Here is a 23,250-nt window from a genome sequence, read left to right as displayed (position 1 = left end):
CGTGACGACAAATCCCATACGCATCGAAGCCGACTATCTGATCGAGACATCAGGCGATCCCCAGCTTGCCGCGGAAACCATGGCCGGCGAGCAGTCGAGCGGAACGTTCGTCGCGGTGCCCGGCGAGACGCCGGAGCTGAAGGCACGTGCGGCAGCCCGCGTCGAGAGCCTCGAATTGCTTGATCCCGTCTCCGCACCGTCGCTTCCGGTCGCCCGTCCGATCAATGCCGACGGCCCCTGGCAACGCGCGCGCGTGACCCTGTCGTGGCCACTCGACAATATCGGCGCGTCGCTGCCCAACCTCGTCACGGCGATCGCCGGCAATCTCTGGGAATTGCGCCAGCTCACCGGCCTGCGGCTGCTCGACCTGCGACTGCCGCTCGCTTTCGCCGCCGCCTATCCCGGACCGAAATTCGGCGTCGCCGGCACACGCGAGCTCACCGGCGTCAGCGGCCGTCCGCTGATCGGCACCATCATCAAGCCGAGCATCGGGCTCAGCCCGGCCGAGACGGCCACTCTGGTCTCCGAGCTGTGCGAGGCCGGCACCGACTTCATCAAGGACGACGAGCTGCAATCGGACGGCGCCTATTGTCCGTTTGACGAACGCGTGCGCGCCGTGATGCGCGTCGTCAACGACCACGCTGATCGGACCGGCAAGAAGGTCATGATCGCCTTCAACCTGACCGGCGAGATCGATCAAATGCGCCGCCGCCACGATCTGGTGCTGGCCGAAGGCGGCACCTGCGTGATGGCGAGCATCAACTCGGTCGGGCTCACCGGCATGGTCGAGCTCGGCCGCCACACGCAGCTCCCCATTCATGCCCATCGCAACGGTTGGGGCGCGCTGAACCGTCATCCCGCACTCGGCTGGGACTATACGGCGTGGCACAAGATCTGGCGGCTGGCCGGCGCCGACCACATGCATGTCAACGGCATCGGCAACAAGTTCAGCGAAACCGATGACAGCGTGGTCACCTCCGCCAAGGCCGCGCTGACGCCGATGTTCGCGCACAAGCCGTGCATCGCGATGCCGGTGTTCTCCTCGGGCCAGACGCCGGCGCAGGCCTTGCCGACCTGGCGCGCGCTCGCCTCGACCGATCTGATCTTCGCCGCCGGCGGCGGCATTCTCGCCCATCCCGACGGGCCCGCCGCAGGTGTCGCTGATCTGCGCGCGGCGTGGGACGCGGCGATCGCAAGCGACGCAGCGATCGGAGGCGACGCAGCGATCGCAGGCACGCCATGAGCAGTGCGCCCGCCCTGCCGGACGGCCCGCTCGTTGCCTTCTACGGTGATGACTACACCGGCTCGTCCGCGGCGATGGAGGCCCTCACCTTCGCGGGCCTGCCGACCATCCTGTTCCTGGAGACGCCGACGCCCGAGCGTCTCGCTGCCGCCAGCCAGTTCCGCGGCGTCGGCATTGCCGGCACGGCGCGGGCGAAGGACCCGGCGTGGATGGCGCAGAATCTTCCGCCGGTTTTCGACGTGCTCGCCGGCATCGGCGCACCGATCGCGCATTACAAGGTGTGCTCGACCTTCGATTCCTCGCCGCAGATCGGCTCGATCGGACGTGCGATCGATCTCGCAGTGCCCAGGCTCGGAGGCAGCTGGCATCCACTCCTCGTCGGCACACCGGCGATGGGCCGCTATCAGATGTTCGGACATCTGTTCGCGGCCGTGAACGGCGTCGGCCACCGCCTCGACCGCCACCCGACCATGTCGCGTCATCCGGTGACGCCGATGGACGAAAGCGATCTTGGCCGGCATCTCGCCAGGCAGACCGCGCGATCGATCGGGCTGATCGACTTCGTCACCATGGCCAATGGCGGCGCGGATCTGGCGCTGATGCGCGCGCGGGGCGCCGGCACCGAGATCATCTCGCTCGACGTGCTCGACCAGGCGTCGCTGACTGAGGCCGGGCGTCTGATCTGGGAATATCGCGGCGAGCGGCTCTTTGTCGCCGGCTCGCAAGGCGTCGAGCAGGCGCTGGTCGCCTATTGGCGCTCGGCGGGGTTGATTCCCGACAGCAAACCCGATCTGCGCCTGACAGGCGTCAAACGCATCGCCTGCGTCTCCGGCTCCTGCTCACCCGTCACCGCCGCGCAGATCGCCCATGCCGCAAACAACGGTTTTGAAGTCGAGCGGCTCGATGCGACGCGCGCGGTTGACGCGGAGGAATGGCGGAAGGAAATCGGCCGCGCCGTCGCGCACGCGCTTGCCGCGCTCGCGTCGGGGCGCGATGCGCTGCTGGTCACCGCAGGCGGTCCCGACGACCCCGCCATCGGTGCACTCAACGCGGCGATCGAAGCGAGCGGTGCAACGGCGGGCGCCGTGAACGAGCGCATCGGTACGGGTCTCGGCCAGGCGCTGGACTCCATTCTGGAGACCGCGCGGCTCCCGCGCGTCGTGGTCGCGGGCGGCGACACATCCGGCCATGCGCTGCAGGCAATGGGCATCTACGCGCTGACGGCGATCGCCCCGCTGACCGAAGGCGCACCGCTGTGCCGCACATCCTCGGATCGCGCGCATGCGAACATCGAGATCGCGCTCAAGGGTGGACAGGTCGGCGGTGTCGATCTGTTCTGCCGGGCACGCGAGGGCGGCTAGCCGTCACTTCAAGGTAATGGTGATCTGGCTGATATTCGCCGCCAGCTCCAGTCCCGCCTTCGGTCCCTGCAGCACGATGGTCACGCCCTTCTCGTTGCGGAGGTGGACGCCGTTGACGCCGCCGACCAGCGCAAAGCCGCCGCCGACGGAGCTGTAGGTGCCGGCGAAGTCACCGATCTCGCGGATGCCTGAGGCCCAGCCGTCGAGACGGCCGACGGTGACGCCGATCGTAATGCCGAAGCTCAGGCCGCTGACCCTGAACGGATAGGTCTTGCCGCGATAGACCAGCGTTCCGTTGCCGGCACCGCCGCCGACCAGCAGGCCGGCCTTGACGATCTTGACGCGGACGTGACCGGCGGCTTGCGCCAGGGATGGTGTTGCAGGCAGCGCGAGTCCGAGCGCCAGCAGCAGCATGGCCATCAGGCGCAAGATGCGCGCGCGCCGGTCAGGGTTTTGCGGCATCGACCTTCTTCCAGGTCTCGTCCGGATCGAACAGCGTGGTGCGCTCGGCAACGAATGCCGTGCGCTTGCCGAGATCCTTCTGGTAGACGGTGCCGTCATGATTGACCAGGAAGGTCATGATGCCGGAATTGCCGTATTCCGCGGGCCAGCCGATCATCGCGTAGCCGCCGATCATCTTGTCCTTGACGACATAGTTGAGCGCACCCCCGCGCGCATCCCGGCCTTGTCCCTTGAGGATGTGGAAGTAGTAACCGTGATAGGGCGCAGGCCCGACGTCGCCGGCGCGATAGCCTTCCTTCGAGGCTTCGGCCGCCAGCTCACCGAGCGGGCTCGGATCCTTGTCGTCGCGCCAGAACAGGCCGTCTTTCTTGCCGGGCGATGAGACGATGCGCTGCGCGTAGACGCCGACGCCCTGGCCGCGATCCTTGTCGGCATATTCGTTCTGCGCGTCGGCGTAGGCGAGCATGGTCTGGATCGCGTCGAGCTCGTTGCGGCCGATGCGACGGCGCAGCACCTCGACGCGGCCCTCGTCGGTGTCGAACTCCCAACCGGTCTTGGTGTTGACCATCGGAATCGGGAACGGAAAATCATCCGGCCCCAGCGTCAGGGTCGCGGTCTTGTTGCCTTCGGCCTTGATGCCGTGCTTGACGTCATACATCGAGGTGAAGCGTGCGCGGATGTCCTTGTCAGCGACTTCGTCGCCGGAGGCGACGATGTCCTCGGCGGCACGTCCCAGCACTTTCAGGATGTCGTCGGGCCCGCTCTTGACGGCGGCTGCGAGCGCGGCGGCCGCGTCCTCCGGCGTCTTGTAGGATTGCTGCGCCTGCGACGCGGTGCCGAGCAGCGCCAGCGCCACGAGGCCCGGCAACATGGCGCGCCGGAGCGATTTCAGGGCAGTCATGGCGTGACCTCCGCGGGGATCTTCGCGCCGCCGGCGATCCAGTCGCGGTAGGTGCGGAATGTCAGTCCGAGCTTGTCGTAGGTGACGCGCAGATAGCCGTCGCTGCCGCGGGTCACGGCGTCGGGCATCACCTGCTCGACCTCCTGCGCCATCACGCCGACATAGGCCTTCTCGCTGCCGATATAGCTGAAGCGATAATAGCCGAGGCCGTTGGAGAGATGGCCGAGCAGGACGATGTCGTGCTTCAGCGCGATGTCGGAGCGCCGGCCACCGCCGCCCCCACGACCACCTCCGCCGCCGCCCCCCCGGAAGCCGCCGCCACCGCCCATCGACATGCCACCACCGCCGCCGCGGCCAGCCATGCTCGGTCCGCCGCCGCTGCGCGGCATGCTCGCCATGCTGGAGCGTCCGCGTGCGGATGCCGCCGCCGCCGACCGGCCAGAGGACACATTCATTGCGCCGCCGCGATTGCCGCCACCGCCGCGGTTGGCGGCAGCGCCGCCGCCGGCACGGTTCGCAGCCTTGGCGCGATCGCCGCCACCCTTGTTCGCGTTCTTGGCACGGTCACCGCCGCCCTTGGCGCGGTCCGATGCACCGGCACGATCGCCGCCGCCGGGCCGGTCGCCGCGGTTGCCCGCGCGATCGCCAGCACGGTCGCCACGGTCACCTGCGCGATCACCACGATCACCGGCACGGTCGCCTGCACGATCTCCCGGGCCACCCTGGCTCGGCTTCAGCACCTGGTTGCCGTCACGGCCGCGGAAATCCATCCGGTCGGACGCGCCGGCCTTGATGTTGGTGTTGCCAAAGCGGTTCTGAACGTTGGTGTTGTTGTAGCGCACGCCGCCGCGATGGGCCGGATTGTGCTGCCAGCCGTTGTTGATGTTGGTGGTGCGATGATTGACGTAGACGTTGCGGTTGCCCCAGTTGCAGCCGCCGCCCCAATAATTGCCCCAGCGTCCGATCGCCCAGGCCGTACCGAAGGCGAGGCCCGCCGCGACCACGCCGGCGCCGATATAGGACGGATAGCCCCAGTAATACGGCGGATATTCCGCATAGGGCCAGCCGCCATAGACCGTCGCCGGATCGTAATAAGGCACGTACATCTCCGCAGGGTTCGCCTGCTGGATCACGATGGCCTGCTTGCCTTCCTGCGACTGGACGCTGACCTTCTGCTGCTTGGTGGTGACCAGCTTCTTGTTGTCATAGGCCTTGTTGCGCAGGCGCTGGATCGCATCCATCACGTCGGGCTGCTGCGCGAGAAAGGCATCGCCGAGTTTCTGGGTCCATTCGAGCTGATCGTTCATCATGGTGAGGACGGAGCCGGTGCTGCTGAGCGCTTTAACGCTGTCGTCCCAACCCTGCTTGTCGACCTCGGTCTTCAGCGCATCGCCCTTCAGGCTCTTGTGCTCCTTCAGCCAGCGGTCGGCCTGCACCACTTCGAGCGGATAGGTCGAGGCGGCCAACACGTTGGCCAGCAGTTCGTCGGGATAGAGCGCGATCGGCGCGACCAGCGCCTCCAATTGCTCGGGCTTGAGAACCTCGGCGGCCGGCGCCGCCGGAGCTGAAGGCTGTGCCTGCGGGCTCGGAGCCGCAGGCGCAGCCGGAGCCGCCGGTGTGGTGGACTGCGCCATCGCGGCGGCAGGAACCGCCACCACCAGCGCAAGTGCCATCAGGGTCTTGCCGCAACGGAACATCGCAATTCTCCCAAAAACGTCCGCCCGCGACCATCGGGCCGAGGCATGGAGGTTTGTTGATCGAGATCAACGAAACGGCGCCCTCGCGCCGTTGCGGCGGCGCGTCATTCGATCAGTTCGGCGTCCAGCAGCAGCCGGTTCGGCACCGTCAGCCCGAGCGCATGGGCCGTCTTCGTGTTGATGACGAGCTCGAACCGCGTGGCAAACTGCACCGGCAGGGTTCTGATCTCGGCCCCGCGCAGCACGCGGTCGACATAGACCGCACCGTCACGAAACTGCTGGGTGAGATCGGCGCCGTAGGACATCAGCCCGCCATTCACCGCGTAGAAGCGGACGGCGAAGATCGCGGGCACGCGGCGCTGCGCCAGCAAGGCGATCGTCATCTGGCTCTGGGTCCCGAAGAAGCCGCCGTCCGGCAGCACGACGAGACCGCTGCCGTCGCGTGCCGCCGCCTCGATCACGGCCGCGATCTCGGTGCCCGTGCGAACGCCGGCGCCAGTGACCTTGAGGCCGAGACGGTTTTCCATCTGATGCGCGGCCTGAAGGTAGAACGGCGCATAGGGGGCGGACTCCGGATTGAACAGCAGCGCGGCACTGCCCATGCCGGGTGCCATGTCCTTCAGGAGGCTTAGCCACTTGCCGCTCATCGAATGCTCATAGAGCGAGAAGCCGGTGAGATTGCCGTTGGGCCGCGCCAGATTGACGACGAGGCCCGTTCCGACCGGATCGGACAGCCCGACGAAGATGATCGGGATGCTCTGCGTCGCATCGCGCAGCGCCCGCGTCGTCGACGTGCTGGTCGAGAACAGCACGTCAGGCGCGCCGGCCACGAGCTCGCGCGCCTGGACCTCCTGTTGCGCCGGGCTGGGCCCCGGCCAGCGCACATCGAGCTTGAAATTCTGGTTGGCGATCCAGCCGCGATCGGCGAGCCCCTGCCGCAACGCATCAACCCGCATCTGCGCGCCGGGATCGCCCACGACATTCCCGGTCAACACGCCCACGGACGGCATTCTGTCCTGCGCCTTCGCCAGCAGCGGGGTCAGGACCGGACACGCAGCCGCTGCGCCGACCAGCGACATGAACTCACGGCGTCTCATGGCCACCCATCACTCCCAAAGCCTGTCCGCACCCGTCCCGGTGTTGACGCAACCGCGAAAGGAAACGGCCTTGCCAGGCCGGGAGGTTTGATCGAGATCAACACGCCGCTACCAGCGGATCAGCGGCAGGCGAATCGTGAACAGCGCGCCGCCTCCCGTCTGGCTGCTCGCGGCAATCGATCCGTGGTGGGCTTCGATAATCGTCCTCGCGATCGCAAGCCCCATCCCCATGCCATGCGGCTTGGTCGTGAAGAACGGATTGAAGACGTTGGCGAGATCGGATGCTGCTATTCCCGGGCCGGTATCGGTCACCCTCACCTCGGCCCGGTTGTCGGCGCGCGTGGTCGAGACCCGGACCTCGCGTTTGCCGATGTCCGCGTCGGAGATCGCATCCATCGCGTTGATGATCAGGTTGAGAACGACCTGCTGAAGCTGGACCGGGTCGCCCTTGACGTGCAGATCGGCCAAAGCAGGCATGTAGGTCAGCGCGATCCGGCGCCCATCGGCAACCGCCCTCACCAAGCCAATCGCCTCCCGTACGGTGTCGTTGAGCTCGATGTCCTCGATCTCGAACGGCGTCTTCTTCAAGACGCTGCGCAGCCTGCGGATGACCTCGCTCGCGCGGTGGTCGTCACGCCTGATATCGGCGAGAATCTGCCTGACTTCGCCCAGATCCGGCGAGGGACCCTTGAGCATGAGCTCCGCCGTTTCCGTGTTGGTCAGGATCGAGCCGAGCGGCTGGTTCAGCTCGTGGGCAATCGACGTCGTCATTTCGCCGACGGCCGAATAGCGAGTGACGTGCGCGAGTTCGGTAAAGCGCTGGCGCGACTCGACCTCGGCGACCCGGCGGCGGCGGCGCTCGTGAAGCAGCCCGCTGATCAGGCCGGCTTGAACCAGGAACACGGCTGAAATCATCACCATCTGCCAACGGAAACGTTCCCAGATGCTAGGCTCGCGAAACAGGATTTCACTGCCCGGCGGCAAGCGGCTCACGCTGATCCCCCAGCGCTGCAATTCCCGCCAGTCATATTTCGGCGGGGCAAATCCGATCGGATCGTATTTGATACTTGATGGCTTCTCACCGCCGAGGATGCGGATGGCGGCACCGACGGTCCGGGCACTGGTCTCGGCGACCGAGTGCATCGGGCCGCCGACGGTGCTGCCGCCGAAGAATGGCTCCTGATAGGAGAAGATCGGTGCATTCGCGACCGCATGCAGGCTGCGCAAGGCGATGTCGCCTTCGTGGACGATCCCGGCAGCATCGACCGACATCAATCCCCAGAACAGCGCCGTGTGCGGCGGCAGACTCGCGCCCCGCTTCAGGATCTCATCGAACGAGAGGTCCGAATACCAGCTGAAAGCGAGCCGGCTTTCCAGCGGTTTCAGATCGCGCCTGACCTCGTCCATCCAGAATTTTTCGAGCGGCGAGGCGCCGATGACGACCGCGACGTTCTTCGTGTCCGGCATCACCTCGAGAATGTTCTCGAACGCGGCTGTGAAATCGTTGCGGACTGCCACCACCACGTCGTTGTCGGTGAGCTCGAAACGATTGACCAGCCGCTGCTCGACGACGGTCAGGATCATCGGCGTGTCCGGAAACAGTTTTTGCCGATATCGCTGCACGAAACGCGCCGCCGGCGCACCGATGCTGATGACGATATCCGGCAGTGCGCCCTGGTAGAGCGAGCCGAGATACTCGACGAAGGGCGCTTCCGGCCCCGGATTATTGAAGCGTGCGGTGAGCAGCGTGTGCTCCTGGACGTCGAGCGGCCACGGCGATTGCCGCTCCAGTTCGGCCTTGATGCTCCGCGCATACTCGCTCCAGGGCCGGAATTCCCGCCCGAAGGAATGCAGCACCAGCACGCGCTTGAGCTCACGATAACGGGATTCGCCAAGCTGGACGGCGCCGGCTGGCCGCGACGGGATCCATATGGCGAGCAGAAGGCCGAGAAAAAGGCACAGAGAGAACCACGCGGCCGCAACCGGCCACGGCCTGACCGACACGATGGTCATGCGCCCACTCATCCGCCTCCGCCGACGGCCTTTCCGGCCATTGGCGGCAACTCTAGCGGGAATTGCGCCGCTTCAACAGGCCTTGGCGAGGCGATCACTCAATGGCCGCTCAGCACCAGGGTCTGGATCGGCAGCAGCAGCGCCTGAATCCGCAGCAGCAGGGCGTGGACGAGGCCCACGCCGTCGACGACGTGCAGCGCGATCTTGCGGCTGGTGGAAGTTTCCTTCGCGGAAATCTCCTCGTGGTTGCTGGTATAGGCGTTGACGATGCAGCTCGAGCCCGGCGTCACGCCTTCGAGCCCGCCCTTGTAGAGCGGCTCGAGGAATACAAGGATCGTGCCCGGCTTCACCACATTCTGGGCCTCGACCAGCTGCTGTCCGACCTGGAACTGACCGGCGGCGATGTAATCCTGCACCGTCGTGATCACCATCGGAATGATGACCCACGGCTTGGAGATGCAGGTCGCTTCCGCCACCATGCCTGTTTTCATCACCTGGGCCTCGATCTGGCCGAAGCCGGCCTGAAGCCCCGATCGGCCAGCTTCCGCTGGAATCAGGATGCCGGCCGGGCGCATGATCTGGGCGACGAGGTCGCCGGGACGAAGCAGGAATTGCTCGACGCGGCCGTCGACGCCGGCGCGGATAACGGTCTTGTCAAGATCGACCTGGGCCTGGTCGAGCGCGGCCATTGCGCTGGCCTTCTGCGCCGGCAACAAGGTCGAAACTTGCAAGAATGCCGACTGCTTCGCGGCATTTGCGGCATCGATGCCGGACTGGCGCTGATCAACCAGGACCTGGAGCTTGTCGATGTCGCGCTGCGGGACGATGCCCGGATTGCGGCGCTGGAGCTCGCTCTTGACCTCGAGCTCGTCCTTGGCCTGCTGGTAGTTGGCCTTGGCCTCGCCGACCTGCGCTTCGGCTTTGACCACGTCGGCCTGCGCTCCCAGCATCGCGGCATCGACCTCGGCGGCCTTTAGCTTCGCCGTCTCGACTGCCGCTCGCTGCCTCGAGGCATCGAGCGTGAACAACACCTCACCCTTCTTCACCGCCTGGGTGAAGCCGACCTTGACCTCGTCCACGCGGCCTGAGCCCTCGGGCAGGATCGGCACCGTGCGAAAATAAAGCGCGGCGCTCGATGTCGACGGATGGAAGTAGAAGATCATCGTGATCAGCGCCACCGTCAGCATCAGGCAGCCGGTGATGCCCCAGCGCAGCTCGTACCAGACCGAGAAGAACGTGATCTCCTTGCCGAAGCGCTTGCCCTGGGCATAGCGGCGGTAGAGATAGTCGGGCAGGATCGTCAGCAGCGAGCAGAACAGCAGCTCAAACATGGCTGTGCTCCTTTTCCTTGGCGGGTCCCGATGTATCCGTTGGCGGCGGTACAGTACCGGTCCGGACGTCTCCGCCGTCAGCAGCCGGCGTCGCATCGGCGATCTTCTCGACGGACCCGGCAATGCTGCGCAGCGGCGTGCCGAAATCGGGCAGATCGATCATCGCAAGCAGCAGGCCTGCGATCCAGAAGATGTGCATATGCGTGAACAAGGAGATCAGCCCGAGCACTGCGACAAGCTCGAACTGCAGCTTTTGCGACTTGTGCGCCATCCGCTCGGGCAGGCTGTGTAGCTTCCAATAGAGCGTACCGACCCAGAGAACGATACCGACGAGGAAGATTCCCATCACCACCATCAGCGTATCGGTCCCGCTCCCCGGTGCAAGATAGAACGGCAGGTGATGTGGGGCCATCGGATGAAGCTGGTCGCTCAAACGTCTCTCCCGGTCAAACAGGCGTGCGCGGCACTGTGTTCAGGCGGGCCTCCGCTTTGCTTGATTTGAATCAAGGGAATGCCCTCCACCGGACCTAGCGTTCCCGAAGAGCCGATTGCACCATCAAATGGAGCCGCAGCCATGCCCGGCCTCGACGATCTCATCCCCAACGCCGCTCAAATTCGAAAAGAGGCTGCTCTCAAGGAGGCCGAGAAGGCCGAGGAATATGTCCGCCTCGCCGCCGCCGCCGAGGCCGAGAAGCGCGCGCTGATCGAACGCTTGAGCAAGCCCTCCGGAAAGAGCGAGGAAGACAAGATCAAGCTCGCCTCGACCATCATCCAGCGCGCTGTGCGCAACGGCCTGACGGAAGTTCTGGTCTATCGTTTCCCCAACACGCTCTGCACCGACAAGGGACGCGCCATCAACCAGATGGAAAAGGGCTGGGAAAACACGTTGACCGGCATCCCCAAGGAGATTTTCCAGCTCTGGACCGATTATCTGAAACCGCGCGGCTATCGCATCGCCTATCAGATCATCGATTTTCCGGGCGGCGTGCCCGGGGATATCGGCGTGACCATTTCCTGGGACGATTGAGCAAGCGCAGCAGCGAAGGGACAGGCATGGCCAAGGACACGCCCGCGGAGAAGATGAAGCGGAAGGACTATGAGAAGGAGCTCGAAAAGCTCCAGGTCGAGCTGTGTCATCTCCAGGAATGGGTCAGGGCCGAGAAGCTGAAGGTGATCGTCATCTTCGAGGGGCGCGATGCCGCCGGCAAGGGCGGCACCATCAAGGCCCTGACCGAAAAGGTGAGCCCCCGCGTCTTTCGCGTCTGCGCCCTGCCCGCACCGTCCGACCGGCAAAAGTCCCAGCTGTTCCTGCAACGCTATATCGAGCAGTTTCCGGCCGGCGGCGAGATCGTGATCTTCGACCGCAGCTGGTACAACCGCGCCGGCGTCGAATATGTCATGGGCTTCTGCTCGCCGACCGAGCACAAACGCTTCCTGGAACTGTGTCCACTGGTCGAGAAATTCGCCGTGGACGCGGGCATCATCCTGATCAAGCTGTGGCTCGAGGTCGGGATGGAGGAGCAGGAGCTGCGCTTCAAGGCGCGGATCGAGGATCCGCTGCGGCAGTGGAAGCTCAGCCCGATGGACACGGAATCGTTCGGGCGCTGGTACGATTACTCGCGCGCCCGCGACATGATGTTCGAGGCGACCGACACGAAACATGCGCCGTGGCGCCTGATCAGGTCGGACGACAAGCGGCGCGCGCGGCTCAACGTGATCTCGCACATTCTCCGGACGATCCCCTACAAGAAGGTCAAGCGGGACAAGGTCAAGCTGCCGCCGCGGTCGCACAAGGGCCGCTACAACGACCAGGCGAGCCTGCGCGGACTGAAATTCGTCGAAGAGCGATACTGAAACCCACAACATCCGAACAGCGAAAACGGGCTGCGGTGACGCAGCCCGTTTGTCTTGAGCCCCGCTCCCGGATCTATTTCAGGCGAATGGTGACGCCACCGACCGCAGCCGACACTTCCGCGCCGACACGAGGACCGGTGAGCTGAAGGATCACGCCATTGCCGTTTTGCAACTGCACGGCGCCGGCACCCGCGGCGATGGCACCGCCGGCGCCGCCCACAGCGTAGGAGCCTTCGATCGACGCGGGCCCCCTCAGGTTGATCGCCTTGCCGACGAACTTGCTGGTCGAGGCGCCGATCGTGAAGCCGACGCTCATCCCGGAGACGGTGAAGGGATATCTCTTGCCTCTAAGGACCAGAACCCCCTCGCCGCCCCCAACACCGATGATGAAGCCGCCCTTGGTGAAGACGACGGCGACGTCGCCGGTCTCGGCACGCAACGGCGTGCTAAAACCGGCAATTGTTGCAAGCGAAGCTGTCAGGACCGCAGCGATAGTCGACTTTCTCATGACGTCTCTTCCCCCTATTGAGCCAACAGCATCGCGAAGTAGCCGAACACGGTCAGCAGGATACCCGACACCGCATAGGCGACCGGAAATCCTATCCAAGGCACGGTGCTCTGGATTTCCACCGCAGCTTCACGACAAGGTCCGGAATGCGACCTAGCACCGGCAACGCCGCCCATCAGCACGGCAGGGTTGATCTTGAAGACATGGAATCCGATCGCCCAGACGATGAACGGCGGGATGGTGCAGGCGATGAAGCCGGCGACGAAGATCTTCAGGGCGACGGCACCCGTGAGCTGGGCCAGCAAGCCAGCGCCGGCGTTGATGCCGACGATGGAGACGAAGACGACGAGACCGAGATCTTCCAGCACATTGCGCGCCGCGTTCGGCGTATTGCCGAAGAAGCGCAGTCGCGACACGATCGAAGACACGATCACGCCGGACAGCAACAAGCCGCCGGCATTGCCGAGACCTATCTTGGCGCCGAACGCCGGGAACTCGATCCGGCCGATCAGGAAACCGAGGATCATGCCCGCGGCCAGTGTCAGCAGATCGGTCGACGTATTGGTCCGCGCAATGCGCCCCCACATCTCGCCGAGCTCGTTGACAGCCGATTTGAGGCCGACCACCGAGACGATGTCCATCCGCTGTAACTGGGTCTTAAGACCGGCAGCGAGAGGCACACCACCACGCTCCACCTTGGTAATCTGCAACTGGCCGGCGATCGCCGTGTCGCGGAAGGACTCAAATGTGCGCCCGACCATCTCCTTATTGGTGACGAGAATATCCGCCTGATCCATGGGAATGCCCAGCGCCGTGGCGTCGGCAACCTCAGGCCCGATCAAACCCATCTTGTCGGTGAGATGCTCCGTCGAGCCGCCGAGCGCGACCACGTCTCCCTTTTGCAGCACGAGATCGGGATCAGCTCCCTGCGGCTCGCCGCCGCGCGCCACATTGACGATGCGGTACTCCGGATGCATCGAGCGGAATTTGGTGATGCTCATGCCGACCTGCGCCGGATTTTCCAGCCGATAGGCGCGCAGGCCAAACTGCCGATAGCCGGTCAGGCCGCCGCCCTCGAGGTCCTTAACGCCAAAGTCCTTCTCGTACTTTTTCGCCGCCGCCTTGGCGTCGATGCCCCACCAGCGTGGCAGGTATTTGCAGATCAGGATAATCCCGACGGTGCCCCAGATATAGGTGATGCCGTAGGACAGCGCGATCATGCCGGTCGCATCCTCGGCTTTCATGCCCTCCGGCAGCTTGACGACACCCGAGGTGATGGCCTGTTCAGCCGAGCCGATCGCAGCCGACATGGTCTGTGAGCCCGCCAACATGCCGCCGGCGGCCCCGGTCGGAAGATCGAAAAGCTTCGCGAAGATGACGACCAGAGCAAGGCCGAGAATGCTCGACACCACCGCGAGGAACACGAACTTGATGCCATCGCCCTTCAAACTGTTGACGAAGGACGGCCCGACCCGCAAGCCGACACCATACATGAATAGGTAGTAGAACAGACTCTTGGCGAAATTGTTCAGCTCGAGCTTCACGCCGTAGCTCGAAGACCAGACCGCGAGCCCCGCGCCGACCACGATGGCGCCGGCGACCATGCCGAGGCCATAGCCCTTGATGCTGGCCCGGCCAATCCAGACGGCCAGCCCGACGACGAAGAACAGCAGCAGATACGGATTCTGCTGCAAGAACGTGAAAAAGCCCTGCATGTTCGTCCCCTGTTATGACGCGGCCTTGAGCTTCGACGGAGCGCCCGGCTTTGGCCGGCCGAGCTTCGCCAAGGCTTCGGTACGCACGAGCTTCAACCCTTCCTTGGCGTCGTAGCCGTGGATCTCCTTCACATCGAGCTTGCGCATGAAGTCGATCGTCTCCTGGGTGATGACCTGGCCCGGCACCATGATCGGGAAGCCCGGCGGATACGGGATCACGAAATTCGCCGAGACGAGTTCGGGACCGGCCTTGAGCCGCCGGTCGATCTCGGGATCGCCAAGGCGGAGATGCTCGCAGCCTGAAGCGTCATACGCCGCGTAGAAGCCGGTGCGGATATCGCCTTCGTTGGTCTTGGCGCCGGCATCGCCGCGGAAGCTCGGATGGAAATGCGAGAAGTTCGGCAGATCAGGCACGTCGGTCATCAGGCTCTTGACCCGTGCGTCGAACGTCTTCCTCGCATTTTCGCCGCCCTGCGCCAGCCCGCGATCAACCTCGCCCGCGATCTCGGCGAGGACGCGGATGAGATGCGCGACGTCGCTGCGGGTATTGTTGATGTTGGACTGGACCAGCACAGAGTTGCGCGAGGTCTTGTTGACCTGGATGTTGTACTCGTTGGCCAGGATGCCCTTGAACTGGGTGCCGTCGAAACCGGCCGTGCCGCACACCAGTGTCATGCGGGTCGGATCGAGGCAGAACTCGTCCTCGTCGAGACTCTTGAGCGTATTCACCCAGTTGACGCCGTCCGAAAGATAGTCGGTGAAACCGCTCTGGCGGTATTGCGCCGGCACCATGGCGTCGGCACCGAGAATGCGGAAGTATTTCGAGAGCAGCGGGTTGTTGTTCACCGCCTGACGGATGGCGAACGCGATCTCGATCGCGTTGGCGACGAGGCCATAGCCTTCCAGTTCCATCTGCCGCCGCGAGATATCGAGGCTGGCGATGAGCTGCTGGTTCGGACTGGTCGAGGCGTGCGTGAACACGGCTTCCTTGAATTGCTGCTCGACCGTGTGGAATTCAACGTCCTTGACCGACAGCATCGAGCCCTGACGGATTGCCGACATCGATTTGTGGGTCGAATTGGTCTGGTAGACGCGGAGGCGAATCTGCCTGGGATCAGGAACCAGCCGCGTGTTGAGCAGCGTCTCGTCCGACGGCTCCTTGCCGAGCTGAGCCTGTTGCTTCTCATAGGCCTCGACCGACTTCGGATCGCGCATCCACGCCTCGATCTCGTTGGCGGCGCCGAGGCCCGTGCGGCGGCGCAGGAACGGCGAGAAGCGTGCGAAGCCGAACCAGGCCTCGTCCCAGAGGAAGATCAGGTCCGGCTTGATGGCAAGGCATTCTTCCATCACCCGGCGGGTGTTGTAGATGTGGCCGTCGAAAGTGCAGTTGGTGAGATCGATCAGCTTGACGCGGTCGAGCCGGCCATCGGCCTTGGCGCTGAGCAGCGCCTGCTTGATCGTCTTCAGCGGCACCGCGCCGTACATCGAATATTCCGTCATCGGGAAGGCTTCGACATAGAGCGGCTGCGCACCGGCGAGCACCATGCCGTAATGGTGCGACTTGTGGCAGTTGCGGTCGACGATCGCGATGTCGCCGGGCGCAAGCAGCGCCTGCACGGCCATCTTGTTGGAGGTCGAGGTGCCGTTGGTGACGAAGAAGACGCGGTCGGCGCCGAGCGCCCTCGCCGCCTTCTCCTGCGCCTTCTTGATGGTGCCGGTCGGCTCCAGCATGCTGTCGAGGCCCCCGGTGGTGGCGCTGCTCTCGGCCAGGAACAGGTTGGGGCCGTAGAACTCGCCCATGTCGCGGATCCAGTCGGACTTGAAGATCGACTTGCCGCGGGCGATCGGCAGCGCGTGGAAGGTGCCGATCGGGCGCTGCGCGTATTTCTTCAGATTGTCGAAGAACGGCGTGTCGTAGCGGTCCTGGATGCCTTCGAGGATCGACAGATGCAGCTCCAGGAGCTCTTCCACCGAATAGAAGATGCGGCGGACGACGTCGGCTTCAGGGTTTCCGGCCAGTTCCTCGACATCGCGGTTCGAGATCATGTAGATATCCAGCTCGGGGCGGACTCGCTTGATAATGTGGGCGAGCCGCAGGGCCGAGGCGTCGGCTTCATCGTTGAGTCCGACGGCAACAGTGAACGCGCGCAGCGCGGGCGCATCATGGCGTGAGCGCAGGCCAAAACCCTCGTTGATGATGACCGCGCCGATATTCGGGTTGAGCATCGTGGCGCAGAAGGCATCCTCAAGGCTGCCGACGATGACGGGCTCATAGATGAAGCCATCTTCCGGCCGGCGCAGCTTGCGCCATTCGGCGGCGAGTGCCGGCCATTGGCCGGGTGATATCCCCGTGACGATCAGAGTCTCGAAATAGGGCCGGCGCGCCTTCTGCCCGCCAAAGGTGGACGACACCAGTTCGGGAACATCGTCATTAACATCGTCCTTCGCGCTCCAGTCGCCGGCGTACTGGCGGAACGATCGCGTGGCCAGGGCCTGGGTGATACGGGTCGCGAGCGAAAGCGACCCGGGCGCATCCCCGGCCGAGGCCGCTTCCCGCAGCGCCGCCATCAATTGCAGGCCGGGATAGCCGTGAAATTCCTCGGTGATCGAAAGCTCTGCCAGCGCCGCATCGTATGTCGCGCGATCGCCGCCGCGCGCCCAGACTTTCGCGGCCTCCACCAGATCGCGCCAGTCGTCCGCCCGCGCACCGGGGCCGGAAAAGAACTGGTCGATGCGCTTTTGCGCGGCTTTGGTGTCCTTGGCCATGAGTCTCTCCCGATCCCTGAAGTCGAAGGTGATGCGGGATCGTGCTTTCGGCGCCGGTCGCTCCATTGATCCAAGTCAACGGTCGGGTGCATTCTCGGAACCAAGAACGCTGTCGAGCGAGCGCAGCCACTGGCCGCTGTCGGTCTTCTCGGCAAGCCCTTCGGCGCGCAGGAGATCGCGCAGCTGCGCATGCGCGCCAACGATGCAGAGGGTGACCCGGCGTGCCGCAAGCTCGTCATGGAGATCGTGCAGCATGCGTGCGCCGGCGAGATCGATATAGGGCGAGGCCGAAAGGTCGCAGGCGACGAGGTGGATGTCAGGCGATCGCCTGAGCGCGGTCAGGACCGTGTCCAGAATCGTCTCGGCGTTGATGTAGAGCAGCGAGGCCTCGGGCCGGAAGGCGATGATTCCGACCAGCGGCTCGACGTCCGCATGCCTCGCGCTGTCGGAATAGCGGCCGCTGCCCGGCAATCGGCCGAGGAACGCGACGTTCGGCCGCGACGCCCGCGCCAGCAGCAGGACAATCGATGCGATCGAGGCCAGCAGAACGCCCTGGAGGATGCCGAGCAGCAGCACGGAGACCAGGGCGATCGACGCCGCGTAGAAATCGATCCGGCTGACCTGCCACATCCGCACGAGCGCGCGGATATCGACCAGCTTGTAGACGGCGGCGAAGACGATGGCCGCGAGCACAGCCTTGGGCAGATTGGTGAGCAGCCCCGTGAAGAACAAGAGACACAGTCCGAGCGCCACCGAGCAGATCACCAGCGCCAGCGGCGTGCGTGCGCCCGCACTGTCATTGACCGCCGATTGCGACAGCCCGCCGGCGACGGGATAACCATGGCCGAGCGCGGCGGCGAGGTTCGCCGCACCCAGCCCCAGAAACTCCTGCCGGACGTCGAGCGGATAGCCGTGCTTGGCGGCAAAGCTGCGGGCGGCCGAGACGCCTTCGATATAGGCCAGCAGCACGCAGCCGGCGGCGAGCGGAAACAGATCGTCGAACTCCAGCAGGCCGAAAGTCGGCATCTCCAGCGCCGGCAGCCCCTCCGGTATCTTCCCGGTAACGGGCACACCGAGCGACGGGAGGCCGAGCACCGTCGCCATCAGGATCGCAAGCGCGACGATGGTGATGCCGACCGGTCTGCCCGGCAGCAGCCGTTCGCCGAGCAGGAGCAGCAGCAGCGCGACGGCGCCGATGGCAAGCACCAGCGGATCGATGGCACTGAGCTGTCCGGCCAGCTTGATGGCGCGGTCGAAGAAATTATGGCCGCCGCCGGCAACCCCGAGCAGGCTCGGCAACTGGCTCATGATGATGGTGAGGCCGGCGCCGGCCTTGAAGCCGACCAGAATGCTGTCGCTGACGAGGCGGACGAGCACGCTGAGCTTGAACAGCCAGGCGATGAAGCACAGCACCGCCACCGCGAACGCCGCAAGGCTTGCGATCTGCGCATAGCGCACCGCATCGCCGCCCGCCAGCGCGCCGACGGTCGCCGCGATCATCAGCGAGATCGCCGAGGTCGGGCCGATCGCGAGCTGGCGCGACGCTCCCAGCAGGGCATAGCCGAGGCCACCGAGCATGTAGCCGTAAACGCCGATCTGCGGCGGCAGGCCTGCGAGCGCGGCATAGGCGAGCGAGACCGGAATGGCATAGGCGGCGAGCGTGATGCCGGCGACAGCGTCGGACGGCAGCCATTCGCGCCGATAGGCCGCGAGCCAGCCGAACGGCGGAAAGAAGCGCATCCAGGTCGCTTCGGGCGGCGAATTCATCTGGTCATCTCACGTGGATTCGTTTCGCAGCGCAGCAGGACAATCAGCAGCGCGATCACGGGCACGCCGAGCGCGAGGTCGGGAATGGCCTTGGTGGCGTAGGCACCGGCGGCCGCACCGCAGCCGAACACCGCACACAGCGCGAAGAAGATGCCCGATTTGCGCAGCGTCCCGAGCGGCGCGCCTCCGTAGACGACCGCAAAGATGTTCTCGACCATCTGGCGCATGTTGCCGGTGACCATCACGGTGCTGCAAAGAACGCCCTCGACCTTGGTGAAGATCGCGGTCTGCATCGCCGCGACGAGCGAAATACCGAGGGTACCGGCGATATCCGGCAAGCGGTTGTGCAAGATGCCGATCGCGATCAGAAGCACGATCTCGACCAAAATGCTGAGCGTCCCGGCGCGCTCCCCGGCGCTACGGCGCAACCAGGCGGCGATCACGATGCCAACGGTGAAGGCCAGGATCGGGGGCACGAAGTGCAATGCCTTTGTCCAGTTTCCGGCCATCGCATGGACCCAGAGGAAGATCACATTGGCGGTCTGGGCGTTCGCGAGCACGCCATGGATGATCCAGGTATAGGCGTCGATGAAGCCGCCCGCGAAGGCGAGCAGCAGGACGATCTCGACGGTTTCATCGCGGCGGATCGCGCCGGCTGCGACGTCCAGGGTACTCATGTCGGCGATGCGGATCGCGAACTCATCATGGCGTCATAGGCCTCGGCTCCTCCATGCCGACGCTTGATCTGGATCAAGCAATCTGCCGTCGCCACCAATCAAATCGTGGCAAAGCGCCGGGGGAATTGCGACCATGGATACCGTCAGGTGGATGATCACCACCGCACCGGAAATCTTCCTGCTGCTGGCGATCGCGATCGGCACCATCCTCGGGCGGATCAAGGTTCGCGGCTTCTCGATCGGCACCACGGCCTGCATCCTGATCGTCGCGGTGCTGATCGGACAGCTTGGCAGCTTCGCCTTTCCGCCGATCCTGCGGGCCATCCTGTTCAGCCTGTTCGTGTTCACGATCGGCTATCGCTCGGGCCCGGAGTTCTTCGCCTCGCTCAGCGTGCGAACACTGGCTCAGGTCGTGCTGGCGCTGGTGATCGGCGCCAGCGGCCTCGTTCTCGTGCTGATCTTCGCCCAACTGTTCAAGCTCGACACCGGAACGGCGGCGGGCCTCACGGCCGGCGCGCTGACGCAGTCCTCCGTGATCGGCACCGCATCGGGTGCGCTGGCGCAACTCGGCCTGCCTGCCGACGTGTTGAAGCAGCAGGAAGCCAATATCGCCGCCGGCTATGCCGTGACCTATGTGCTCGGTTACATCCTGACACTGCTGTTCGTGCCGTTCGTCGCGCCGCGTTTGATGGGGGTCGACCTGAGGGCGGAAGCCAAAAAGCTCGAGGCCGAGCTCGCGGGCGGTGTCCCCGCAAAGACGGACAATTTGTCCTACCGCAAATTCCAGGCGCGCGCCTACCGCGTTTCGGCCGCGGCAGGCCGAACGGTCGAGGCCGTTGAAGTCGAAATCGGCCAGCGCACCGTCGTGGAGCGGATCGTTCGCCGCGGCACCGACGTTGCGCCCGATCGCGACGCCGTGCTCGAGGATGGCGACGATATCGTCCTGACCGGCCCGACCGCCGCCATCGTCGCCGCAGAGCCCGTCATTGGCGTGGAAGTCGACGCCGACGAGTTGCTGCGCAGCCTGCCCGGCAACGTGACCGAGATCATCGTGGAGAACCGCAAGCTGCACGGCCGCTCGATCAGGGACGTAGCCGAGATCGTCGGCACCGATGCCCGCGGCGTCTTCCTCCGCGCCCTGACACGGATGGGCCGGGAGGTGCCGCTCGGCCCCGAGACGCGCGTCTATATGGGCGATGTCATGACGCTGGTCGGCAGCACCGGCAATATCGCGCGCGCGACGCCGCGGATCGGCTACGCCCTGAACGCGGGCGACCGGACCGATATCGCCTTCCTCGCCGCCGGCATTGCCGCAGGTCTCCTGGCTGGTCTCGCAAGCTTCAAGGTCGGCACGGTCGCGCTGACGCTCGGCGGCGGCGGCGGCGCGCTGATCGCGGGCCTCGTCTGCGGCTGGCTGCGTTCGCGCAACCCCAATCTGGGCGCGCTGCCGCCGGCGGCACAGCAGACCCTGAGCGACCTCGGGCTCGGCGGCTTCATCGCGGCGATCGGACTCGGCAACGGCCTCGCGGCCTGGTCGGCGGTCCAGGCTCATGGCCTGCTGCTGGTCGGCATGGGCATCGTCGTCACGCTGGTCCCGCTCGTCGTCGGAACCCTAGTCGCCTATTATTTGCTGCGCATGAATCCCGTCGTGACATGCGGCGCGCTGGCCGGCGCCATGACCGTCGATGCTGCAGTCACCGGCGCGTGCGACGTCGCCGAGAGCAAGACGCCGGTGCTCGGCGTCGCCGTGCCCTACGCCGTCGGCAACGTCGTGCTGACGGTGCTCGGTCCGATCGTGGTGGCCGCAACATATTCGGGTTGATGGAGGTGGCCATGGATCGCTGGATTCTCCGGTCTTTCGCGCTCCTCGTTCTTCTCACTCTCGCCGCGCCCGCACGCGCCGAGGACGACGTCCGCATCCAGGAGGAGATCTGGGCCCTGCCGCTTCCGCTGCCGATGTTCGCCTATTTGGTGCGTCCGGTGGGCGACGGCCCCTTCCCGCTCGTCATCATGAATCACGGCGTCTCGCTCAACCCGAGGGATCGCGGTTTCTTTCCGCTGGTGGAATTTCGCGATGCCGCCAAATGGTTCGCCAAACGCGGCTATCTCGTGGTGGCCCCGGTCGGCAGCGGCTATGGCGCGCAGGCGATCGACGCTCCCGAGCGCGCGCTGTTCGGCCCGTTCTTCTCCAAGGTCGGCAAGTGCACCAACCCCAACTTCCATGATGCGGGCCGCGCGGTTGCGCAGGTCGATCTCTGGATCATCGACTACATGGCGGCCGAGAAGCGTATCATCCCGAAGGACGTGATCGTGGTCGGGCAATCCGCCGGCGGCTGGGCCTCGATCGCCCTGTCGAGCGTCAATCCGCCGCCGGTGAAGGCGATCATCACCTTCGCCGCCGGCCGCGGCGGCCGCGTCGGCGGCAAGCCCAACAACAATTGCGCACCCGACAAGCTGGTCGAGGCGACTGCGGATTTCGGCCGCACCTCGCGCGTGCCGATGCTGTGGATCTACATCGAGAACGACACGTTCTTCGGCCCCGATCTGTCGAAGCGCATGCATGCCGCCTTCACCGCCGCCGGCGGCCGGGCCGACTATCATCTGATGCCGCCGTTCGGCAACGAGGGGCATTTCTTCATCGGCTCGCCGGACGCGATCCCGCTCTGGTCGCCGCTGGTGACGAAATTCCTCGACGCGCAAAAGTAGCCTCGATTTTCGGAGACGCGACCATGCCTCGCCCTCTTGATTGTCTCTCAGGTCTCCTGGTCATCACGATCACCGGCGCGGCAACATCTCCGGGCTTCACCGCGCCGAAGGCCGCGCCGGCCGACCAGCCCGCCGAGGCCGCAACACGGGGCCAGCGCGACGCCAGAGACATCAGCTACGGCGACTGGCAGAAGCTTTGCTTCAAAGCCGGCGGCGCGCCCATGCTGTGCCGGACCTCGATCACGGGCAAATTCCCGACCGGACAGACCGCGGTGCGCGTCGACCTGATCGAACGTGAGGACGCTCCGACGGCCCGGCTGCAATTGTTCGTGCCTGTCGGCATGTATCTGCAACAGGCCCCCAAGCTGACCGTCGATCAGGGCACCCCGTTCCGGGTGCCCTATGCCTGGTGCGTCACCAATCTCTGTATCGCCGCCGATGTGGCGCCGCTGAAGACCATCAAGGAGATGTCGTCCGGCAAGACGCTGACGCTCGAGCTCGTCGACTCGAACCTCCTTGCGCTGACGACCTCGGTGCCGCTGGCGCAGTTCACGACCGTCCACAAGGGCGCACCGACAAAGACGCTGGTGCAGGATGTCGAGGAATAGAACGAATTAGGCAGCAGCCGCGCGCGTCACCGACTCGATCAGGGATTGCGCGGAAAATGGCTTGGTCAGGTAAGCCACGCAGCCCGATGCAATCGCGGCGGAGCGGTTCGCGGCGCAGTCGTTGCCGGTGATGTAGATCACCGGCGCGGTGACGCCCTTCGCCGCCAGTTCCCGGCGCAAATCGATGCCGGATTTTCCATCGAGATTGATGTCGAGCACGATGCAGATCGCCTTGTCGAAATTGCCATGATCGCACAGGGCACCGGCCGATTCGAACAGCGTGGCCACGAAACCGTGCGCGCGCAGCAGCCGGTACAGGCTCGTCCGGACGGACGGGTCGTCATCGACGATGAAAACGGACTGGCGCATCGGCACGGCGTCGACCTTTCCTGCGGCATCGACGGTGATGCTGCTGCGCGACTGAACTCCATATGCCCCGGCTTGCACTCGCGCGTCGGGCAAACACCACGTCCGTCGCGCTTGCACGGCAGCACCACGCCGGCAAATTTCCTATTGTCCCTTCGGGAAGTCACACTTAGGGAAC

General features: G+C 65.1%; 20 protein-coding genes. 7 read left to right on the top strand and 13 right to left on the bottom strand.

Features of this window, described 5'->3' with window-relative positions:
- Position 1: 1 nt before the first annotated feature.
- A complete protein-coding gene (locus AB7532_RS12980; protein ID WP_441235179.1) occupies positions 2-1,243 on the top strand; it encodes a ribulose-bisphosphate carboxylase large subunit family protein in 1,242 nt (413 codons plus the stop codon).
- On the top strand, positions 1,240-2,604 hold the full coding sequence (locus AB7532_RS12975; protein ID WP_441235178.1) for a four-carbon acid sugar kinase family protein: 1,365 nt from the start codon (positions 1,240-1,242) through the stop codon (positions 2,602-2,604). The genes AB7532_RS12980 and AB7532_RS12975 overlap by 4 nt, the downstream gene beginning before the upstream one ends.
- A 3-nt stretch (positions 2,605-2,607) precedes the next feature.
- Here the strand turns inward: AB7532_RS12975 and AB7532_RS12970 are convergent, their stop codons facing one another.
- The 7 genes from AB7532_RS12970 to AB7532_RS12940 form a co-directional block, all read right to left on the bottom strand.
- Positions 2,608-3,066 carry a hypothetical protein gene (locus tag AB7532_RS12970; RefSeq protein WP_441235177.1) on the bottom strand — a complete coding sequence of 153 codons (459 nt, stop codon included), beginning with the start codon at positions 3,064-3,066 and terminating at the stop codon, positions 2,608-2,610.
- Positions 3,050-3,967 (bottom strand): DUF2950 domain-containing protein, encoded by a 918-nt coding sequence (locus tag AB7532_RS12965; protein WP_441235176.1) that lies wholly within the window; start codon positions 3,965-3,967, stop codon positions 3,050-3,052. The genes AB7532_RS12970 and AB7532_RS12965 overlap by 17 nt, the downstream gene beginning before the upstream one ends.
- Positions 3,964-5,664 carry a DUF3300 domain-containing protein gene (locus AB7532_RS12960; RefSeq protein WP_441235175.1) on the bottom strand — a complete coding sequence of 567 codons (1,701 nt, stop codon included), beginning with the start codon at positions 5,662-5,664 and terminating at the stop codon, positions 3,964-3,966. Before AB7532_RS12960 ends, AB7532_RS12965 begins: the two co-directional genes overlap by 4 nt.
- 104 nt (positions 5,665-5,768) lie before the next feature.
- A complete protein-coding gene (locus AB7532_RS12955; protein WP_441235174.1) occupies positions 5,769-6,761 on the bottom strand; it encodes an ABC transporter substrate-binding protein in 993 nt (330 codons plus the stop codon).
- Positions 6,762-6,869: 108 nt separating this feature from the next.
- Positions 6,870-8,786 carry an ATP-binding protein gene (locus tag AB7532_RS12950; protein WP_441235173.1) on the bottom strand — a complete coding sequence of 639 codons (1,917 nt, stop codon included), beginning with the start codon at positions 8,784-8,786 and terminating at the stop codon, positions 6,870-6,872.
- An 86-nt stretch (positions 8,787-8,872) separates the two neighbouring features.
- Positions 8,873-10,105: an HlyD family secretion protein gene (locus AB7532_RS12945; protein ID WP_441235172.1), complete on the bottom strand. Its 1,233-nt coding sequence runs from the start codon at positions 10,103-10,105 to the stop codon at positions 8,873-8,875.
- Positions 10,098-10,517 (bottom strand): hypothetical protein, encoded by a 420-nt coding sequence (locus AB7532_RS12940; protein ID WP_441239259.1) that lies wholly within the window; start codon positions 10,515-10,517, stop codon positions 10,098-10,100. The genes AB7532_RS12945 and AB7532_RS12940 overlap by 8 nt, the downstream gene beginning before the upstream one ends.
- A 162-nt stretch (positions 10,518-10,679) precedes the next feature.
- Here AB7532_RS12940 and AB7532_RS12935 point away from each other — a divergent pair, with 162 nt between their 5' ends.
- Entirely contained in the window at positions 10,680-11,132 is a 453-nt protein-coding gene (locus AB7532_RS12935; RefSeq protein WP_441235171.1) for a hypothetical protein, read from the top strand.
- A 26-nt stretch (positions 11,133-11,158) separates the two neighbouring features.
- On the top strand, positions 11,159-11,959 hold the full coding sequence (gene ppk2 / locus AB7532_RS12930) for a polyphosphate kinase 2 (protein ID WP_441235170.1): 801 nt from the start codon (positions 11,159-11,161) through the stop codon (positions 11,957-11,959).
- A gap of 73 nt (positions 11,960-12,032) precedes the next feature.
- Here ppk2 and AB7532_RS12925 read toward each other — a convergent pair whose 3' ends face one another.
- The 5 genes from AB7532_RS12925 to AB7532_RS12905 form a co-directional block, all read right to left on the bottom strand.
- On the bottom strand, positions 12,033-12,467 hold the full coding sequence (locus AB7532_RS12925; protein WP_441235169.1) for a hypothetical protein: 435 nt from the start codon (positions 12,465-12,467) through the stop codon (positions 12,033-12,035).
- 14 nt (positions 12,468-12,481) lie between these two features.
- Positions 12,482-14,182, bottom strand: coding sequence for an aspartate:alanine exchanger family transporter (locus AB7532_RS12920; protein WP_441235168.1), 1,701 nt, complete (start codon positions 14,180-14,182; stop codon positions 12,482-12,484).
- A gap of 12 nt (positions 14,183-14,194) precedes the next feature.
- Positions 14,195-16,948 carry a decarboxylase gene (locus tag AB7532_RS12915; RefSeq protein WP_441235167.1) on the bottom strand — a complete coding sequence of 918 codons (2,754 nt, stop codon included), beginning with the start codon at positions 16,946-16,948 and terminating at the stop codon, positions 14,195-14,197.
- Positions 16,949-17,023: 75 nt separating this feature from the next.
- Complete coding sequence (locus AB7532_RS12910) at positions 17,024-18,715, bottom strand: SulP family inorganic anion transporter (RefSeq protein WP_441235166.1); 1,692 nt, start codon at positions 18,713-18,715, stop codon at positions 17,024-17,026.
- Complete coding sequence (locus AB7532_RS12905; RefSeq protein ID WP_441235165.1) at positions 18,712-19,392, bottom strand: YoaK family protein; 681 nt, start codon at positions 19,390-19,392, stop codon at positions 18,712-18,714. Before AB7532_RS12905 ends, AB7532_RS12910 begins: the two co-directional genes overlap by 4 nt.
- A 133-nt stretch (positions 19,393-19,525) precedes the next feature.
- Between AB7532_RS12905 and AB7532_RS12900 the strand changes: the two genes are divergently transcribed.
- Genes AB7532_RS12900 through AB7532_RS12890 form a run of 3 tightly spaced genes read left to right on the top strand, consistent with a single transcriptional unit; the run spans position 19,526 to position 22,706 of the window.
- A complete protein-coding gene (locus AB7532_RS12900; protein ID WP_441235164.1) occupies positions 19,526-21,214 on the top strand; it encodes an aspartate:alanine exchanger family transporter in 1,689 nt (562 codons plus the stop codon).
- Positions 21,215-21,225: 11 nt separating this feature from the next.
- Entirely contained in the window at positions 21,226-22,098 is an 873-nt protein-coding gene (locus AB7532_RS12895; protein WP_441235163.1) for an alpha/beta hydrolase family protein, read from the top strand.
- 23 nt (positions 22,099-22,121) lie between these two features.
- The gene (locus tag AB7532_RS12890) at positions 22,122-22,706 is read left to right on the top strand and encodes an invasion associated locus B family protein (protein ID WP_441235162.1); all 585 of its coding nucleotides are present in this window, start codon (positions 22,122-22,124) and stop codon (positions 22,704-22,706) included.
- A 6-nt stretch (positions 22,707-22,712) separates the two neighbouring features.
- On the opposite strand, the gene AB7532_RS12885 is transcribed toward AB7532_RS12890, so the two are convergent.
- Entirely contained in the window at positions 22,713-23,192 is a 480-nt protein-coding gene (locus tag AB7532_RS12885) for a response regulator transcription factor (RefSeq protein WP_441235161.1), read from the bottom strand.
- Positions 23,193-23,250: the final 58 nt, after the last annotated feature.

Origin of the sequence: Bradyrhizobium sp. 930_D9_N1_4 (genome assembly GCF_052076015.1) — a bacterium.
Classification (GTDB): domain Bacteria; phylum Pseudomonadota; class Alphaproteobacteria; order Rhizobiales; family Xanthobacteraceae; genus Bradyrhizobium.
Note: the sequence above shows the minus strand (reverse complement) of the source record. Positions and strands in the feature narration are given on the sequence as shown.

What these genes read in the sequence shown, in the direction of transcription:
- AB7532_RS12975 (WP_441235178.1), top strand. Translation starts at nt 1,240, where the DNA reads ATGAGCAGTGCGCCCGCCCTGCCGGACGGCCCGCTCGTTGCCTTCTAC.
- AB7532_RS12970 (WP_441235177.1), bottom strand. Translation starts at nt 3,066, where the DNA reads ATGCCGCAAAACCCTGACCGGCGCGCGCGCATCTTGCGCCTGATGGCC.
- AB7532_RS12965 (WP_441235176.1), bottom strand. Translation starts at nt 3,967, where the DNA reads ATGACTGCCCTGAAATCGCTCCGGCGCGCCATGTTGCCGGGCCTCGTG.
- AB7532_RS12960 (WP_441235175.1), bottom strand. Translation starts at nt 5,664, where the DNA reads ATGTTCCGTTGCGGCAAGACCCTGATGGCACTTGCGCTGGTGGTGGCG.
- AB7532_RS12955 (WP_441235174.1), bottom strand. Translation starts at nt 6,761, where the DNA reads ATGAGACGCCGTGAGTTCATGTCGCTGGTCGGCGCAGCGGCTGCGTGT.
- AB7532_RS12950 (WP_441235173.1), bottom strand. Translation starts at nt 8,786, where the DNA reads ATGAGTGGGCGCATGACCATCGTGTCGGTCAGGCCGTGGCCGGTTGCG.
- AB7532_RS12945 (WP_441235172.1), bottom strand. Translation starts at nt 10,105, where the DNA reads ATGTTTGAGCTGCTGTTCTGCTCGCTGCTGACGATCCTGCCCGACTAT.
- AB7532_RS12940 (WP_441239259.1), bottom strand. Translation starts at nt 10,517, where the DNA reads ATGGCCCCACATCACCTGCCGTTCTATCTTGCACCGGGGAGCGGGACC.
- AB7532_RS12935 (WP_441235171.1), top strand. Translation starts at nt 10,680, where the DNA reads ATGCCCGGCCTCGACGATCTCATCCCCAACGCCGCTCAAATTCGAAAA.
- ppk2 (WP_441235170.1), top strand. Translation starts at nt 11,159, where the DNA reads ATGGCCAAGGACACGCCCGCGGAGAAGATGAAGCGGAAGGACTATGAG.
- AB7532_RS12925 (WP_441235169.1), bottom strand. Translation starts at nt 12,467, where the DNA reads ATGAGAAAGTCGACTATCGCTGCGGTCCTGACAGCTTCGCTTGCAACA.
- AB7532_RS12920 (WP_441235168.1), bottom strand. Translation starts at nt 14,182, where the DNA reads ATGCAGGGCTTTTTCACGTTCTTGCAGCAGAATCCGTATCTGCTGCTG.
- AB7532_RS12915 (WP_441235167.1), bottom strand. Translation starts at nt 16,948, where the DNA reads ATGGCCAAGGACACCAAAGCCGCGCAAAAGCGCATCGACCAGTTCTTT.
- AB7532_RS12910 (WP_441235166.1), bottom strand. Translation starts at nt 18,715, where the DNA reads ATGAATTCGCCGCCCGAAGCGACCTGGATGCGCTTCTTTCCGCCGTTC.
- AB7532_RS12905 (WP_441235165.1), bottom strand. Translation starts at nt 19,392, where the DNA reads ATGAGTACCCTGGACGTCGCAGCCGGCGCGATCCGCCGCGATGAAACC.
- AB7532_RS12900 (WP_441235164.1), top strand. Translation starts at nt 19,526, where the DNA reads ATGGATACCGTCAGGTGGATGATCACCACCGCACCGGAAATCTTCCTG.
- AB7532_RS12895 (WP_441235163.1), top strand. Translation starts at nt 21,226, where the DNA reads ATGGATCGCTGGATTCTCCGGTCTTTCGCGCTCCTCGTTCTTCTCACT.
- AB7532_RS12890 (WP_441235162.1), top strand. Translation starts at nt 22,122, where the DNA reads ATGCCTCGCCCTCTTGATTGTCTCTCAGGTCTCCTGGTCATCACGATC.